The following is a 15,810-nucleotide window of genomic DNA, read 5'->3' on the forward strand; positions in this document are numbered from 1 at the left end:
CTAGGGGAGCGGCGGCGCCGTCACGGTCGTCCGGCGGTGCGCAGGCTGTCGACCGACAGGCGACCGGCGCCGGTGAAGGCGAGCGGGAGGCTGAGGCCGAGGTAGAGCAGGGCGTTCTCGCCGGTGAGCCCGCCGTCGGCGCCCACGAGCTGGAAGTCCTGCCGAAGGTAGATCGCCGTGGTCCAGATGGTGGCCATGAGGGCGGCCAGCAGGAAGCCGGCGGGGCGGGTGAACAACCCCACCACGACGAGCACCGGGAGCCCCACCAGGGCGATCATCACGGCCCAGGCGACGACGTCCGGCGCCTGCGCGCCCAGGAAGGTGTCGGACACCTGCGCGGTGAACGCGGGCATGTCGGTGGCGGCCCTGACCCCGTGAGCGACCAGGGGGAGGACGGACAGTCGCAGGAGGAGCAGACCGAAGTCCAGGCCCCGTCCGTGCGCCTCGAGTGGTCCGGTGAGGGCATACCCGTCGTCCCAGCGATCATCGACCTCGCGGTGGTAGTCGGAGGCGTCGTCGTGCTCGGGGGACGTCATCCCTCGGCGAGGGCCCCGCGCAGGGCGGCCGCGTCCGCTGCCAGGTCGTCCTGGGCGCGGGGACCCTTGCGGGTGAGGTCGAAGTCGCCCGGGTCCGAGGTGGGGAAGACGTGCACGTGGGCGTGCGGGACCTCGAACCCCTGGACGATGAGACCGACGCGCTCGGAGCCGAAGACCTGCTGCTGGGCGCGACCGATGGTTGCCGCGACGGTCATGAGGTGCGCCACGGTGTCCGCGTCGAGGTCGAGCCAGTGGTCGACCTCCGCGCGGGGCACGACGAGGGCGTGCCCGGGCGTGAGGGGCTCGATGTCGAGGAATGCCGCGCAGACCTCGTCGCTCCACACCACGTGGCCGGGGATGTCGCCCTCGATGATCCTGCTGAAGATGCTCGGCATCTGCCCAGGGTAGCCAGCCTGCGCGCGGCGAGGGGCGGACGCGCGACGGCAGCGGCATACCGGACGGTATGTGTCCGCCTCCGATGACACGATGTCCTCATGACAGCTGAGAAGACACAGATCGTGCTGGTGCCCGGGTTCTGGTTGGGGGAGTGGGCCTGGGAGGAGGTCGCCCGGTCCCTCTCCGGACAGGGGTATGCCGTGAGTGCACTGACCCTGCCCGGCCGGGGTCACGACGACCCGAACCGCGCGGTCGTGACGCCGCAGGACCAGGCCGACGCGATCATCGCGGCCCTCGACCCGTCGGCGCACCGGCGGGTGCTGGCCGTCCACAGCGGCGCGGCCATCCCGGGCACGCTCGTCATCGACCAGCGCCCCGAGCTCGTCGACCACGTCGTCTGGGTCGACACCGCGCCCTCCGCGGATGGTTCCGCGATGGACCCTGACTTCTCGTCCGAGGTGCTGCGCCTGGAGGACCGCTACGACGACGAGCTCGCCGAGGGCTCGATGCGCGACCTCACCGACGAGCAGCTCGCGACCTTCCGCGAGCGTGCGGTGCCCGAGCCCGGCCCGGTGGTGAGCACACCGGTCTCGCTCACCGACGACGCCCGGCACGACGTGCCTTCGACCGTGGTGTGCACCACCTTCCCCTCCGCTGAGTTCCGGTCCTACGCCGAGCAGGGCGTGGGCTTCCTCAAGGCGCTGCCGGACTACCGCGCCCTGACCTACGTCGACCTGCCGACGGGGCATTGGCCCATGTGGTCCCGGCCCGAGGAGCTTGCCTCGCTCCTCGCGGGGGTGGCGGCCGACTGATGCCCCCACCGGGTATGTGACGTGCACTTCCGTATGGCTGGCACGCGCAGATGTGTCTAGAGTGACGGTGTGGCTGCAGTGGCCACAGGATGTTTTCCGACTGGGGAGGATTTCGGTTCATGGCTATGCGTAGGTACGGATCTGGTGTCGCGGTCGCCGCCGCTCTGGCGTTGACGCTGTCTGCGTGCGGGGGTGATGACTCGGCCTCGGACGACGCGGCGATGGAGGAGTCGCCCTCCGCCGAGGCGGCGCAGGAGCCCACGGAGGAGGAGACCACCGAGGAGGAGACCACCGAGGACACGGCCGCGGAGACCACGGCGGCGGAGTCCGAGGACTCGGGTGACGCGGCAGCGGTCGACACCCTGCCCGCGGGCGTCATCGACGCGCCGCCGGAGACGGTGGGGGAGTTCACCCTCAGCGACGACAGCGGTCCCGCGATGATCTACGACATGGAGACGGGGGAGTACGTCACGGTCGACACCAATGTGCTCGCCTCGCCCTACGAGGACCTCCTCGCCGAGATCGAGACCGACAACACCGAGGCGGGCACCGGGAGCTGCGGACTGAACTCCGGCGGCACCTCGGCCGTCTGCTACCAGCAGATCGAGGGCGGGGTCATCACGATGACGGCCAACGGTGATCTGCTGGACGTCCTCGTGACCTTCGCCGACGACTTCGCGGCCGCTGCCACCTCCTGACCGATGGCGGCGTGGCTGCCGTGGGCCCGGTGGGGTGGTTGACACACTGGGCCCATGGCAGACCTGACCGAACCCTGCCCGAGCTGCGGCACCCTCATGCGGTGGGAGACCTCGCACGAGCGCTGTGACGGCTGCGGCTGGATCCGGCCCTGCTGCGAAGGGGCTCCGTGCCCGGTATAGGGCGCCCGCGCACCATCCTCCAGGCGCTGGTCGCCTGGTACGCCCTGGCCCTCGCCCTCGGAGCGGTCGGCTTCTGGCTCGGCGCGCTCGTCCCGTGCGAGCGAGGCCTGGAGTGCCTCACCTACCCGTTCGGCGGCGCGCTCGTCGGTGCTCTGCTCGGAGCCCTGGCCGCGGCGCTGCTCGCGGCACGGGTGCTGCACTGGTGGTGGCTCCCGACGACCCTCATCCTCGTCGGCGTGGGTGCGCTGCTCGGTCACCTGGCACAGGGGCTCGGGATCGTCCTGTGCGCGCTGGCGCCGGTGATCGCCGCGCTCACGGCGGTGCGCGAGCAGGGGACGGACAGCCGGCACCAGGCCGAGGGCCGGCCTCGCCGGTGGGTCCGGGGCGTCGCGACGCTGACCGCTGCCGCTGTGCTGTTCGCGGGGTCGTGGTGGATGCTGGATCGCCGCGAGCGAGCGAGCGAGATCGCCGAGATCGAGGCGGTGGACGTGCCGCTCATCGCGCCGGAGAACCCCGCAGACCTCCGGGTGACCACCCTCACCGCGTCCGACGACCTCGTCCGATACACCCTGGCACGCGGAGAGTCACCCGACGCGGCATACCTCGACGTCACCCTGCGGCGCGGGGGAGGAGGCTGCACGGCCAGCGGGCTGCAGCCGTGCACCGACCTCGGCGACGGGCTCAGCGTCTACCGGCAGGCGGGCGGCGAGCACTGGGTCCTCTTCCGCGACCTCGGTGACAGCCACCTGCGGGCGTCCGACCAGAGCCAGCCTGGCCGCGAGCCCTGGGCCGAGGACGAGGCGGTGGATCTCGTGCGCGGCATGGCGCCGGTCGATGCCGCGGTCCTCGTCGACCGGCAACGGCGCGGGCGCTGACCCGCAGCAGTCGAGGCGCTCCCGGTCGGTGCCGGAGGGTCCGGAGGAGTGGGCCGCCCTCCTCGAACACCGTTTACTTGACATAATGTGACTTATCGGCGATGTGGGTAGTCGGTTCTGCCGTGAGAGCCGCGACTGCACCGGGTATGTCGGCGCAGCGGCACTTCTGGCGACACAACCCCTGCACTCGCGCAGTTTCTCAGGCCCTGTCCACCGCGGGTCCGTCGACGTTGACCGTGGGTGCACCGGAGCCGCAGCGCACGATGACCGCCCGCGACGGCTGGCGCCCCGGGTTGGACTCGCGGTGCACCGCACCGGCAGGCACCCGGACGAAGTCGCCCGGCCTGGCCTCGACCACCTCGGCGCCGCCGGGCCCGGACTCCAGCCGGAACGTCCCGGACACGATGTAGAGCGTGGTCTCGTGATCGCCGTGGTGGTGCCACCCGGTGACCGCGCCCGGCTCGGTGTCGACGGTCCCGGTCCACATCCCCTCGGAGTGCTCGGCCATCTGTCGGCTCATGCCCGGCGTCGGGTCGGCCGGCTCCAACGCACCGTCGGGGATCCGGCGGCACGGCACCGCGGCTCGCTCGTCCATAGCCCCATTCGACCCCGTGACGAGCGGTCTGTCCACCGCCGCTCCCGTCGGCGGGATCCCCCCCGGCGGCGCGAGTGCAGGATGCCGCAGGGACGCGGTATACCGTGACCTCCTCAGCAGGACGAGCGCGAGGAGGGTGCGTGGCAGAGGGACAGGACGACGGGGTGCAACGCAACCTGTTCTGGCGCGCCGTGCACCGGGTCGACACCTCCCGGGTGGTGCGGGCCTTCGTGCGCTACCTGCTGGTGCGGGGCAACCTGTCGGCCGGAGGCGTCACCATCTCCGCGCTGGTGTCCCTGACCGCCGCCGTGACGATCCTCACCAACGGCTTCCGAGCGACGCTGGGCCGTCAGCCCGAACTCTTCGACCGGGTGATCCAGGCGATCAACACCGCCTTTCCCGGTCTCATCAACGACGGCTCCAACGGCGGGATCATCGACCCCGAACGGCTCGTCCTGGAGCGCTCGCTGACGCTGGCCACCCTCATCTCGATCCCCGTCCTGCTGTGGACCGCCACCAACGTCATGACCGGGCTGCGCAACAGCATCCGCTCGATGTTCGGCCTCACTGGTGCCCCGTTGAGACCTTTCCGGGGCAAGGGGTGGGACGTCGTGGGGATCGTGCTGCTGAGCCTCGCGGTGCTCCTCTCCTCCGCCCTGCTCAGCGGGTCCGCCGTCATGGCCCGGGCGGTCCTGGGCGAGCTCGAGGTCAGCACCGGGACGAGCGGCTTCTTCATCCGGCTCGCGGCCGTGCTGGCCGCCTTCGTCGTGGACGCCGTCGTCTTCTACCTCTTGTTCCGGGTGACGGCCAAGGTGCGTATGCCCTCCCCAGACTGGTGGAAGGGCGCGTTGCTGGGGGCTGCGGGCTGGGGTGTGCTCCGGCTGGCGGGCACGCAGGTCATCGGGGCCTGGGACAACCCCCTCTTCGCCTCCTTCGCCGTGCTGGCGACCCTCATCGTCTGGATCAACCTGGGGTTGCGCTGGGTGATGTTCACCGCCGCCTGGACCGCCAACCCCCCGCACACCAACCTGCCGGTCGTCCCGACCGAGGTGCATGCCCGTGAGACGCCCAACTACGTCACCCAGACCGCGCCGCATACTCTCGCCTGGCCCCACCACGAGGTCACCGGCACCCTCATCCCGCACGGCGAGAGTCGCGGCACCACCGCGTCCGCGGACTGACCACCGGTGCCCGGGCGTCCCGAAGCCTCGGCACCTACGGTGGGGGTATGCATACCCTCCGCGACGGCACCCCGCTCCCCCACGTCGGCTTCGGCACCTACCCGTTGCGCGGCGAGGAGGGCGTCACGGCGATCACCTCGGCGCTCGAGGTGGGCTACCGCTACCTCGACACCGCGGTGAACTACGACAACGAGCGGGAGGTCGGCGAGGCGCTGCGGCGCAGCGGACTGCCGCGCGAGGAGGTGCTCGTCGCCACGAAGCTCCCGGGTCGGGCGCACGAGCGGGCGTCGGCCATCGCCTCCGTCGAGCAGTCGCTGGAGCGGCTCGGGCTGGACCGGCTCGACCTCGTCCTCGTGCACTGGCCGAACCCGTCGAAGGGCCGCTACGTCGAGGCCGTGGAGGCGCTCATCGAGTGCCGCGAGCGCGGGCTGGTGCGCTGGGTCGGCACGAGCAACTACACCCCGGCGCACCTGCGCGAGGTCGTCGCGGCCACCGGTGAGGCCCCGGTGCTCAACCAGGTCGAGTGCCACCCGCTCTTCCCCCAGGCCGACCTCCTCCCGGTCCACGAGGAGCTGGGGATCCTCACCCAGGCGTGGAGCCCGCTGGGCAAGCGCCAGGCGCAGTATGACGCCGCACCGGTCCTCGCCCCCGCCCAGCGGCTCGGGGTCTCCCCCGCCCAGGTCATCCTGCGCTGGCACCTGCAGCGCGGGATCATGCCGTTGCCGAAGTCCGGCACGCCGCAGCGGCAGCGCGACAACCTCGACGTGCTCGGCGTCGAGCTCACCGAGCAGGAGGTGGCCGCGATCAGCGCGCTGGGCCGCGAGGACGGGCGGCTCTTCGACGGCGACCCGGAGACCCACGAGGAGATGTGAGGTCCGGGCGACCTCGGGTCGTCCACAACCGGGTGCGGCGGGGCCCAGTCGTCCACAGATCGGGGACGGCCCCTCCCCTGCACGTCCGGGACCCCGCAGGGTGGTCCCCATGACGACAACGGCGGCGGCACCGGCCAACGAGGTGCACCTGCGGGGCCGCGTCAGCGGCGCCCCTGAGCAACGCGACCTCCCCAGCGGCGACGTCCTCGTCCAGCTCAGGGTGGTCATCCCCCGACCGACGACCCGTTCACGCGCCGGCTCCTCGGGGTCGACGCAACGGGTCGACACCATCGACGTGAGCTGCTGGAGCGCACGGGCCCGGGCCGCCGCGCTCCGACTCGACGACGGCGTCGGGGTGGAGGTCACGGGTGCGTTGCGGCGCCGCTTCTTCCGGACGGGGTCCGGCGCGGCCTCCCGCTACGACGTCGAGGCGACGTCGCTGCGCAAGGTGTCGCTCACGGAGCCATGACCTACAGCACCGCGCGCACCACCGGCACCCGGCGCAGCAGCAGCACCAGCCCCGTCGTCATCGCCGCCACCACGAGGAAGCGCAGGACGAGCAGCGGCCACGAGGAGACCGGCTCGCCCAGCACGCCGGTGTCGGTGACGACGAGCAGCACGAGGAAGTGCACGGCGAAGATCCCCAGGGTCGCCCGCCCGACCGGGTCGACCAGCGCCATGACCCGCGAGGAGGTGAGGACCGCCAGAGCGCCTCCGGACCGGACCAGCGTCTGCGCCAGCAGATAGACGCTGACCGAGAGCAGCGCCACGGTCGGTGAGTAGTAGTGCGCCCCTGCCCAGTCCTGCAGCCATGCCGGGGCGCCCGGATTCTTCCACTGCCACGTCAGGAGCACGGCCAGAGCCAGGACCAGCGCGAGGAGCACCGGGACCCACCGGGTCGGCAGACGCACGCCACGCAGGCCCCAGCCGAGGAGGTAGGCCCCGAGGTAGGGCAGCCACCAGGTCCACGCCGCGTGCGTCACCCCGACCGGTTCCCCGCCAGGGCCGAGCGGCCAGAGGGACAGGATGGGCACGGCATACGCCACCACACCGGCGAGGACCCACTCCCTGCGTCCGGTGCGATCGATCCACGGCACCAGCACAGGGGTGAGCAGCGACAGGCCGAGGACGATCCAGAAGAAGTAGAGGTGCGGGGCGACCTGGCCGACGAGGACCCGCTGTAGCGCGTCCGCCGGGCCGGCCAGCCAACCGGGGCGGGTGAGACCGAGGTAGGTGAGGTAGACGAGGTTCCAGACCACGAGCGCCGGGACGAGTCGCCACACCCGTTTGCGCACGAACTCCCCCGTCCCCCGGAAACGTGCCGGATCCAGGGTCAACGCCCCGGAGACCATGACGAAGACGGGGACGACCCAGACGAACGGGAGGTCGAGGGCACGCGCCACCCAGCCGTCGACCGGGCCGACGGCGCCGTCGGCGCCAGCGGTGGCCGTCGCCCCGACCGTGTGGATGAGGACCACGCCGTAGACCGCGACGCACCGCAGCCAGCTGATCCACTCCGTGCCCGGCATGGCCCCACCCTCTCATCGAGGACGCTGATCCGGGCGGATCGGACGGCACTTCGTCGGTGGGTCGCCGTAGCCTGTGCGGTATGCCTTCCGCCACCTCCATGACCCCCCTCACCGCACAGCGGGGCCGATCCCGCCTCGTCGCCTACGACGTCGGGGCGCACCTCGCGACCTGGGACGTCGACGGCGAGCCCGTGATCTGGTGCAGCGAACGGGCCGTGCTGGACGGCAGCAGACCGATCCGGGGCGGGGTGCCCCTCTGCTTCCCGTGGTTCGCCGCGGGGCCGCAGGGCGACCTCTCCCCCAGCCACGGACCGGTCCGGACGACGAGGTGGAGCACCGACCCGGCGCAGGGCGAGGAGGTGTGGGCGTGGACGCTCACCGACGCCGACGTCGCCGACGCCCCTGGGGCGGAGCACGTCCCGGGCCCCTTCCGGCTGAGGTATGCCGTCACCCTGCTCGAGGAGGACCCGCACCCCGGCCTGCGGCTGAGCCTGGCGATCACCAACCCGGGCACCGCGGTCCTTGCGGTCGAGGCCGCCCTGCACACCTACCTCGGCATCGGCGACGTGGAGCGGGTCACGGTCACCGGCCTGGACGGTGCGGACTACCTCGACAAGGTCACCGGCCGACGCGACCGGCAGGAGGGGCTGATGCGGATCGAGGGCGAGACCGACAGCGTCCTGGACTCCCCCGGTGACCCGTGTGTCGAGGTCCACGACGGCCGGCGGCGCCTTGTGCTCACCACGCAGGGGTCGACGCAGACGGTGGTGTGGAACCCCGGGGAGGAGAAGGCCGCCACGATCGGTGACCTCGGCGCGCAGGAGTGGCGTCGCTTCCTCTGCGTCGAGACCGCCGCCACCGGTGACCGCAGGCTCGAGATCGCGCCCGGCGCCACGCATACCGTGGAGTGCACGATCACCGTCGAGGTGCAGGCATGAGGCCGGAGGGGACGACGAGCGCCAGGGACGACACGGACCAGGTCGAGGACGCCCCCACCCTCGACACCGACCTCCCCTCGGAGGGCGACCAGGAGGGCGTGGTCGAGGAGGCGCCGAGGACACCCGAGGTCGACCGCGGGGCGCTCATCCTCCAGGGCCTGCGCAGCGCCGCGGCGTGGTCCTGGCGCTTCCTGCTCGTCGTCGCCGCGGCCGTCGTCATCCTCTACATCGTCGGCCGCATCTGGGTCGGGGTCCTGCCGATCATCCTCGCGCTCATCGTCAGCTCGGTGCTGTGGCCCACCGTCCGCTGGCTGCGGGCCCACCGGTGGCCAGGCGGTCTCGCGGCCGCCACCGTGCTGCTGGGCGCGCTCGGGGTGTTCGGCGGCATCATCGCCGCGATCGCCCCCGGCGTCGGTGGACAGCTGCGGCAGGTGGCCGACAACGCCGCTGCCGGGGCGGACATCGTGCTGGACTGGCTCTCCGGGCCTCCCGTCAACCTGCAGAGCGAGCAGCTGGACGACTACGTGACGCGCGCCACGCAGTGGCTCGAGTCACGGGCCAGCATCGTCGCCGAGGGTGCTCTCTCGACCATCACGGCGGTCGGGTCGATCCTCGTCACCACGGTGCTCGTGCTCGTCCTCACCTTCTTCTTCCTCAAGGACGGCCATCGCTTCCTGCCCTGGGTCCGCAAGTCCGTCGGTCGCACGGCCGGCCTCTACCTCACCGAGGCGTTGGCGCGGATCTGGGTGACCCTCGGCGGGTTCCTGCGGGCCCAGGCCGTGGTCGCCGCCGTCGACTCGCTCTTCATCGGTCTCGGCCTGGTGATCCTGCAGGTGCCCCTGGCCTTCGCCCTGGCCGTGATCACGTTCTTCCTGTCCTTCATCCCCATCGTCGGCGCCTTCGTCGCCGGTGGGCTCGCGGTGCTCGTGGCCCTGGTGTCGCTGGGCTGGGGCGCCGCGCTGTGGGTGCTGGCCATCGTCCTGCTCGTCCAGCAGCTGGAGAGCACCTTCGTCGCCCCGCTCATGCACAGCCGGGTCATGGCGATGCACCCGGTCATCGTCCTGCTCGGCGTCGCCGCCGGAGGCACCCTCTGGGGGGTGCTCGGTGCCTTCCTCGCGGTGCCGGTGCTGGCCTCCGCGCTCACCCTCATGCGTTTCGGCAGCGAGCACCTCGACCTGCGCACCGGGGAGCTGCACGTCGACGACCTGCGCAACGTCACGGCCGAGGGTCGCGAGGCGGCCGCCCGGGCCGAGAGCGAGGCGCCGCTCTTCCAGCTGCGGGCCCGCCAGGCCTACCTCCAGGCCCAGGACGAGCAGGGCGCGGCCAGGGTCGCCATGCTGGGCCGGACCACCGAGATCGCCGCCTCGCTGCGCGACCGGCTGCTCTCCCCCATCCGGCGTCGGGACCGCGACGACCTCGAGGACACCGACGCCACGCGGTCCTAGGGTCGTCCGGACCCCCACTGACTGCCGACGCACGACACCCCCGGCCGATGCGCCCGGGGGTGTCGTCGCTGAGAGGTCCTGACGGACCGACCAAGGACTTACTTGGTGGCGTCCTTCCAGGCGTCCTTGACGTGCTCGCCGGCCTGCTTGGTGTTGGCGCTCGCCTGGTCGGCCTGGCCCTCGGCCTCGACGCGCTCGTTGTCGGTGGCGTCGCCGTAGCCCTCCTTGGCCTTGCCCATCAGCTCTTCAGCCTTGTTCGAGATCTTGTCTCCGAGACCCATGTCCGGCTCCTTTCGTCGGGAAACACCCCCAGCCTCACCCCGGTGGCTGGCTCGCGCAACCCGAAAGGTCGTCGTCGCGCCTGCGCGCTGCCGGTGACACGTTCCCTACGATGACGCCATGACCACTCCCCCGGCGACGCGGGCCGACCCCGCCGCCGAACGCACCCGGTCCCACCAACGCGCCTTCGGGTGGTACGACTGGGCCAACTCGGCCTACGTCACCACGACGGGCACCGTCCTCATCGCCCCCTACCTCACCGCGCTGGCCCGGGCGGACGCCTGCCCCGACCTCGCCGAGGGGCAATCCTGCGACCAGATGCTGTCGGTGCTCGGCATCCCTGTCGCCGTCGGCGCCGTCGCGCCCTACACCATCACCGTCGCCACCCTGGTGTCGGCGATCGTGCTGCTCTTCGTGGGAGCCATCGCCGACCGCCACCCGCGGCCCACCTGGCTCCTCGGCGGGCTGGCCTGGGTCGGTGCGGCAGCGGCCGCCTCGATGTTCTTCCTGCAGGGCAGCAACTGGGAGCTGGGGGTGCTGCTCATCGTCGTGGCCAACCTGTGCCTCGGCGCCTCCACGGTGGTCTACGACGCCCTCCTGGTCCGGGTGGCCTCACCCGACGACCGCGACCGCGTGTCCTCACGCGCGTGGGCCCTGGGCTACCTCGGTGGTGGCCTGCTCCTGGCGCTCAACCTCGGTCTCATGCAGGCCCACGAGGCGCTCGGGATCTCCTACACCATGGCGGTGCGGCTCAACCTGCTGTCCGCCGGCCTCTGGTGGGGGCTGTTCACCCTCATCCCCGTCATCGGCCTGCGCCGGATCAGAGGCACCACCGCTCCCCCGGTCGAACGCTCCGCCGGCGTGCTGCGGGGCACCGCCACCCAGCTGCGGGACACCTTCGGCGACCTGCGCGGCTACCCGCACACCCTGCTCTTCCTGCTGGCCTACCTCTTCTTCAACGACGGCATCCAGACGGTCATCTCCTCGGCCAGCCTCTACGGCAGCGAGGCCCTGGGCTTCGACACCAGCCAGCTCATCATCACGATCCTGCTCGTGCAGTTCGTCGCCTTCGGCGGAGCGCTCGTCTTCGGGTGGATCGCGAGCCGCGTCGGGGCCAAGCGCACGGTGCTCGGCGGCCTCGTCATGTGGACCCTCGTCGTCGCCTTCGCCTATTTCGTCCCGACCGGGGCCTTCACCATCTGGCTGGTCTGCGCGGTCTTCATCGGCACGGTGATGGGTGGCACCCAGGCCCTGTCGCGCTCGCTCTACTCCCAGCTCGTGCCGACGGGCCGTGAGTCGGAGTACTTCAGCTTCTACCAGGCGATGGAGCGCGGAACGAGCTGGTTCGGGACACTCGCCTTCGGCCTGACCTACCAGCTCACCGGGTCCTACCGGCCCGCGATCCTCGTGACGATCGCGTTCTTCGTCGTCGGTGGCCTCATCCTCACCCGCGTGGACATGCGGCGGGGCATCGAGATGGCCGGCAACGAGCAGCCGCGCAAGGTGTGAGGTCCACGCCCGTCCGGGCAAGCACGCACAGGGGCGGGGCACCATCGCTGGTGCCCCGCCCCTGTGGGTGATGCGTGCTGGGTATGCCTCAGGCGCTGCGCTTGCGGCGCGGCTTCTCCCCGCGCATCTCGCGCAGGAGGGCCAGGCGCTCCTCGAGCAGCTCCTCGAGCTCGGGGATGGAGCGGCGCTCCAGCAGCATGTCCCAGTGGGTGCGCTGCGGCTTGGTCGCCTTGACCTCCGGCTCCGGGCCGTTCTCGAGCTTGGCGTCGAGCCCGCAACGGCACTCCCAGAGCGGCGGGATCTCCGCCTCGACCGAGAAGGGCAGCTCGCTGACGTGCCCCTCGGGGCAGACGTAGCGGCTGATCTCGCGGTCGCTGAAGGTGACGCCCTCGTCGCTCTCGAAGGAGAGCCAGCTGAGGTTGGTGCCGCGTAGGGACCTCTCTGCCATAAGTCTTCCACTCCCATCGTGTCCTCGGACACGTGTGATCGATCGATGTCTCGTGGTCGGGGCACCGTCGACGTGGACCGGCGGCGCAATTCTTCCGGTGTCAACGCTGACTGACTGCCCCGTGTTCCCCGGGCGACAGCGGTTCCGGGCAGGCCGGACGCAGAGGTCTCCGTGGGGGTGACGTATAAGTATAGCGCCGGAGGCGCACCGCTGACCAGTTGACGCGTCAACGCGACAGCGGTGGCCGCGTCCCGCCATCCCACGGGGGAGGCTGCTCGTCGACGATCTCGCCGTCGATGACCGTGCCGGACCCGGGAGCCCGCCCCGGGCGGCGCCCGGCGGCACCTGGAGACCCACTGACGACGACCAGCGCCCGGCTCGCGACCACCGCCTGGAGCAGACGACGCGCCATCGGGCGGGTGAAGGGCAGCACGAGGATCAGCGCCAGCACGTCGCTGACGAAGCCGGGCAGCAGGAGCAGGAACCCCCCGACCATGAGCAGGATCGCGTCGGTGACCTCATCGGCGGGCATCCGGCCCGAGTTCACCGCCTGCTGGAGGGCGCGATAGGTCCGGCCGCTCTCGCGCCGGGCGAGCCAGGTGCCGAGGACGGCCACCGCGACGATGAGCGCGAGGGTCCACCACAGCCCGATGCTCTGGCCGACCATGATGAGCACCGCGATCTCCACGATCGGCAGCAGCACGATGGCCAGCAGGATCCAGCGCAGGACCGGTCTCCGCCGGGTCCTGCCGGGGTGGTCGGTGGTACTCACATGGCCTCCTCCGGGTGGTGCCAACGAGAACGGCTCCGGCGGGTCAGGTGTTCCCGCACCTGTCGTGACCGGCGCATCACGGCCCATACCCCGACGCGGACCATCGCCTCGCGCACGATGTCTCCCGTCATCTTGGAGGTGCCCTCGACGCGCTCCACGAAGGCGATGGGGACCTCGACGACGCGCAGCCCCTGCTCGACCGCCCGCAGCGTGAGGTCGACCTGGAAGCAGTAGCCCTGGGAGGCGACCGGGCCTGACACGAGCCGGGTCAGCTGCGGCAGCCGGTAGACGCGGAACCCGGCGGTCGCGTCGTGGACGGGCAGGCCCAGGGCCAGGCGGGTATACGTGTTGGCGCCCACCGACAGGGCCTTGCGGTGCTGGGGCCACCGGTGCACCGATCCGCCGGGGATCCACCGCGACCCGATGACGACGTCCGCACCCCCGCCGCTGTCGGCCGCCGCGAGCAGCGCGGGCAGCTGCTCGGGCTGGTGCGAGCCGTCGGCGTCCATCTCCACGACGGCGTCGTAGCCGCGCTCGGCCGCCCACGCGAACCCGGCCAGGTAGGCGGGGCCGAGGCCCTCCTTGCCGGGCCGGTGGAGGACGTGGACGCGGTCGTCGTGGGCCGCGATGCCGTCCGCGAGCGCGCCCGTGCCGTCCGGGCTGGCGTCGTCGATGACCAGGACGTCGGCCTCGGGCACGGCCTGCCGCAGCCGCTGCAGCACCCCGGGGAGGGAGGCACGCTCCTGGTAGGTCGGGATGCACACGCAGACGCGGCGCAACGGATCACGGGAGGTCATCGGCGCAGCCTAACGAGTACGACGGCGCAGCAGACCCACGAGCACCACGAGCAGCGCCGCCGGGACCACCCACGGTCCGGTGTGCACGGCCAGGGTCTGCTCGCTGCGTAGCGGGACCTCACCCTCGAGCAGGGCCTGGGTGAACAACCCCGTGCGCTCGTGCGCCGCGCCGTCAGGGGTGATGAGCGCCGAGACGCCGACATTGCTGATGTGGACCACCGACCGGCCGTACTCCACCGCGCGCACCCGGGAGGAGGCGAGGTGCTGCACGGACTGGTCACCCTCACCGAACCAGATGTTGCTGGTCGGCACCACGATGAGCTCGGCACCACCCACGACCAGGTCGCGCATGGCCGGGTCGACGACGACCTCGAAGCAGATGGCCAGGCCCAAGGGCACCGTCCTGCCGTCGCGCAGGTCGACGTCGAGGACCCCCGGCTCGGTGCCGGCCTCGAAGTCGGTGATCCGATCCACCCATGGTGAGAGGTGGCGCAGCAGCCCGCGCAACGGCATCCGCTCGCCGAAGGGAGCGAGGTAGACCTTCTGGTAGATCTCGTCGACGCCCTCCCCCGGCACCATCTCGAGCATGAGGTTGCGGGGTGCGTCCCCCTCTCCGTAGGAGGTCGTGCCCAGCAGGACCGGGGCGTCGATCGCGTCCACCGAACGCATGATCTGTGCCGTCGCCCGCTCCCCCGAGACCGGGCGCAGCGGGTCCAGGTCACTGGCGCCCTCGGGCCAGAGCACCACGTCGGGGTATGCCGCGTCCCCGGCCTCCACCCGGGTCGCCAGGTCGTCGGTCATGGTCGTGTAGCGCTCCAGCATGGCGCCGGGCTCGGCGGTGAGCGTGCGGGTGAAGCCGGGAGGGATGTCGCCCTGCACGGCGGCGACCTGGAGCGGCTCTCCGTCCTGCGGACGAGGCAGGAGCAGCGGGGCGATGGTCACCGCCACCGCCAGCGAGGCCATCCCCAGGGCGGGCCAGGGGCGGCGAGACCCGCGGGGTCCGCTAAGCAGCAGCTGGCCGGCCCGGGCGAGCAACCCTCCGACGAGGGCGACGACGAACCCCAGCCCGGTGACGGCGACCACGCCGGCCACCCCGAGGAGCGGGCTGTCGGCCTGGCTGAAGCCGAGCCGGGCCCACGGGAAGCCGCCGAAGGGGGTGGTGGACCGGGCATACTCCATGAGCACCCAGGCCGCGGCGCCGACGACGGGTCGCACCGCTCCCCCGCGCTGCAGGAACGCCAGCAGGCCCCCGAGCGCGGCGGGGTAGAGCGCGGAGGCGATGACCATGCCCAGCCACGGCGCGATCCCGGCGTAGGTGCTGGCCCAGGTGAACATCGGGCCGAACCAGATGAGACCGAGCAGCATCCCGGCGGCCAGGCCGGTACGGATCGAGGCGCCCGCGGTGGCCGCTGCGAGGGCGGCGCACCCCACCGGCGCGAGGAACCACAGGTCGAAGCCCGGGAAGGCCAGCCACAACGACACTCCGCCGAGGGTCGCGAGCAGCAGACGCAGAGGCAGGAGCATGAGAGCAGGGTACGTGCCCGGACTGGGTCCGGACATGGCCGGACCCCGGCACCTTTGGGGCCGAGTCGTGCGTGGCTGGCGGCTCGCGCGAACTCGTTGTCTACTCGGTGCTCGGGGTCCTGGCTCCCCAGACGGGCGCATCACGCCCGAGGGACAGGTTCGAAGGTAGGTGGCCGTGTGCCACCCTGTCAACATTGCCCTGACCTGCGACGATGCGCAAATCTGCTGGTCAGTGGGGCAGGTCGACGCAGCCCCTCGCGCGGAACTTCCCACCCTGCTCGGCGTGTCGGATGCGGACACGCCGTCGGGCTTGATACTGGCCGTGGGGACAGCATTCTCTGCGCCAGAAGGACTGTAGACGCTCAATCATCCTGCCGAATCCGCATCTTGCAAGAAATCCTCCGGCAGATGCTCGCCTTCACCG

The 15,810-nt window shown here is 71.6% G+C and carries 18 protein-coding genes; 9 read left to right on the forward strand and 9 right to left on the reverse strand.

Going from position 1 to position 15,810, the window contains the following annotated elements:
• Positions 1–20 precede the first annotated feature (20 nt).
• Both FA582_RS07705 and FA582_RS07710 read right to left on the reverse strand, forming a co-directional pair.
• Positions 21–536, reverse strand: coding sequence for a DoxX family membrane protein (locus FA582_RS07705; protein WP_010146087.1), 516 nt, complete (start codon positions 534–536; stop codon positions 21–23).
• On the reverse strand, positions 533–931 hold the full coding sequence (locus FA582_RS07710; RefSeq protein WP_010146088.1) for an HIT family protein: 399 nt from the start codon (positions 929–931) through the stop codon (positions 533–535). The genes FA582_RS07705 and FA582_RS07710 overlap by 4 nt, the downstream gene beginning before the upstream one ends.
• 99 nt (positions 932–1,030) lie before the next feature.
• On the opposite strand from FA582_RS07710, the gene FA582_RS07715 reads away from it, so the two are divergent.
• From FA582_RS07715 to FA582_RS07725, 3 genes are all read left to right on the forward strand, one after another.
• Positions 1,031–1,744 (forward strand): alpha/beta fold hydrolase, encoded by a 714-nt coding sequence (locus FA582_RS07715; protein ID WP_010146089.1) that lies wholly within the window; start codon positions 1,031–1,033, stop codon positions 1,742–1,744.
• 119 nt (positions 1,745–1,863) lie between these two features.
• Positions 1,864–2,442, forward strand: coding sequence for a hypothetical protein (locus FA582_RS07720; protein ID WP_141567437.1), 579 nt, complete (start codon positions 1,864–1,866; stop codon positions 2,440–2,442).
• Positions 2,443–2,609: 167 nt separating this feature from the next.
• Positions 2,610–3,497 carry a hypothetical protein gene (locus FA582_RS07725; protein ID WP_010146091.1) on the forward strand — a complete coding sequence of 296 codons (888 nt, stop codon included), beginning with the start codon at positions 2,610–2,612 and terminating at the stop codon, positions 3,495–3,497.
• Positions 3,498–3,696: 199 nt separating this feature from the next.
• On the opposite strand, the gene FA582_RS07730 is transcribed toward FA582_RS07725, so the two are convergent.
• On the reverse strand, positions 3,697–4,092 hold the full coding sequence (locus tag FA582_RS07730) for a cupin domain-containing protein (protein ID WP_010146092.1): 396 nt from the start codon (positions 4,090–4,092) through the stop codon (positions 3,697–3,699).
• 140 nt (positions 4,093–4,232) lie between these two features.
• Here FA582_RS07730 and FA582_RS07735 point away from each other — a divergent pair, with 140 nt between their 5' ends.
• The 3 genes from FA582_RS07735 (at position 4,233) to FA582_RS07745 (ending at position 6,614) form a co-directional block, all read left to right on the forward strand.
• Positions 4,233–5,273: a YihY/virulence factor BrkB family protein gene (locus FA582_RS07735; protein WP_010146093.1), complete on the forward strand. Its 1,041-nt coding sequence runs from the start codon at positions 4,233–4,235 to the stop codon at positions 5,271–5,273.
• A gap of 47 nt (positions 5,274–5,320) precedes the next feature.
• Positions 5,321–6,145 (forward strand): aldo/keto reductase, encoded by an 825-nt coding sequence (locus FA582_RS07740; RefSeq protein ID WP_010146094.1) that lies wholly within the window; start codon positions 5,321–5,323, stop codon positions 6,143–6,145.
• 109 nt (positions 6,146–6,254) lie between these two features.
• Positions 6,255–6,614, forward strand: a complete 360-nt coding sequence (locus FA582_RS07745) for a single-stranded DNA-binding protein (RefSeq protein WP_010146095.1) — start codon at positions 6,255–6,257, stop codon at positions 6,612–6,614.
• Position 6,615: 1 nt separating this feature from the next.
• Here the strand turns inward: FA582_RS07745 and FA582_RS07750 are convergent, their stop codons facing one another.
• The gene (locus FA582_RS07750; protein ID WP_010146097.1) at positions 6,616–7,674 is read right to left on the reverse strand and encodes an acyltransferase; all 1,059 of its coding nucleotides are present in this window, start codon (positions 7,672–7,674) and stop codon (positions 6,616–6,618) included.
• A gap of 80 nt (positions 7,675–7,754) precedes the next feature.
• Between FA582_RS07750 and FA582_RS07755 the strand changes: the two genes are divergently transcribed.
• On the forward strand, positions 7,755–8,612 hold the full coding sequence (locus tag FA582_RS07755) for a D-hexose-6-phosphate mutarotase (RefSeq protein WP_010146098.1): 858 nt from the start codon (positions 7,755–7,757) through the stop codon (positions 8,610–8,612).
• Positions 8,609–10,057, forward strand: coding sequence for an AI-2E family transporter (locus FA582_RS07760; RefSeq protein WP_010146099.1), 1,449 nt, complete (start codon positions 8,609–8,611; stop codon positions 10,055–10,057). Before FA582_RS07755 ends, FA582_RS07760 begins: the two co-directional genes overlap by 4 nt.
• A 98-nt stretch (positions 10,058–10,155) precedes the next feature.
• Here FA582_RS07760 and FA582_RS07765 read toward each other — a convergent pair whose 3' ends face one another.
• Positions 10,156–10,338 (reverse strand): CsbD family protein, encoded by a 183-nt coding sequence (locus FA582_RS07765; RefSeq protein ID WP_010146100.1) that lies wholly within the window; start codon positions 10,336–10,338, stop codon positions 10,156–10,158.
• A 118-nt stretch (positions 10,339–10,456) separates the two neighbouring features.
• On the opposite strand from FA582_RS07765, the gene FA582_RS07770 reads away from it, so the two are divergent.
• Positions 10,457–11,845 carry an MFS transporter gene (locus FA582_RS07770; RefSeq protein ID WP_010146101.1) on the forward strand — a complete coding sequence of 463 codons (1,389 nt, stop codon included), beginning with the start codon at positions 10,457–10,459 and terminating at the stop codon, positions 11,843–11,845.
• A gap of 88 nt (positions 11,846–11,933) precedes the next feature.
• Here the strand turns inward: FA582_RS07770 and FA582_RS07775 are convergent, their stop codons facing one another.
• The 4 genes from FA582_RS07775 to lnt all read right to left on the reverse strand — a co-directional run bounded on the left by FA582_RS07775 (position 11,934) and on the right by lnt (position 15,386).
• Positions 11,934–12,293, reverse strand: coding sequence for an RNA polymerase-binding protein RbpA (locus tag FA582_RS07775; RefSeq protein ID WP_010146102.1), 360 nt, complete (start codon positions 12,291–12,293; stop codon positions 11,934–11,936).
• Positions 12,294–12,519: 226 nt separating this feature from the next.
• Positions 12,520–13,065 (reverse strand): FxsA family protein, encoded by a 546-nt coding sequence (locus tag FA582_RS07780; RefSeq protein WP_010146104.1) that lies wholly within the window; start codon positions 13,063–13,065, stop codon positions 12,520–12,522.
• A complete protein-coding gene (locus tag FA582_RS07785; RefSeq protein WP_010146105.1) occupies positions 13,062–13,862 on the reverse strand; it encodes a polyprenol monophosphomannose synthase in 801 nt (266 codons plus the stop codon). Before FA582_RS07785 ends, FA582_RS07780 begins: the two co-directional genes overlap by 4 nt.
• Before the next feature lie 9 nt (positions 13,863–13,871).
• The gene (gene lnt, locus FA582_RS07790; protein WP_010146107.1) at positions 13,872–15,386 is read right to left on the reverse strand and encodes an apolipoprotein N-acyltransferase; all 1,515 of its coding nucleotides are present in this window, start codon (positions 15,384–15,386) and stop codon (positions 13,872–13,874) included.
• Between the last annotated feature and the right edge of the window lie 424 nt (positions 15,387–15,810).

This window comes from Serinicoccus profundi (assembly GCF_008001015.1).
GTDB classification, from domain to species: domain Bacteria; phylum Actinomycetota; class Actinomycetes; order Actinomycetales; family Dermatophilaceae; genus Ornithinicoccus; species Ornithinicoccus profundi.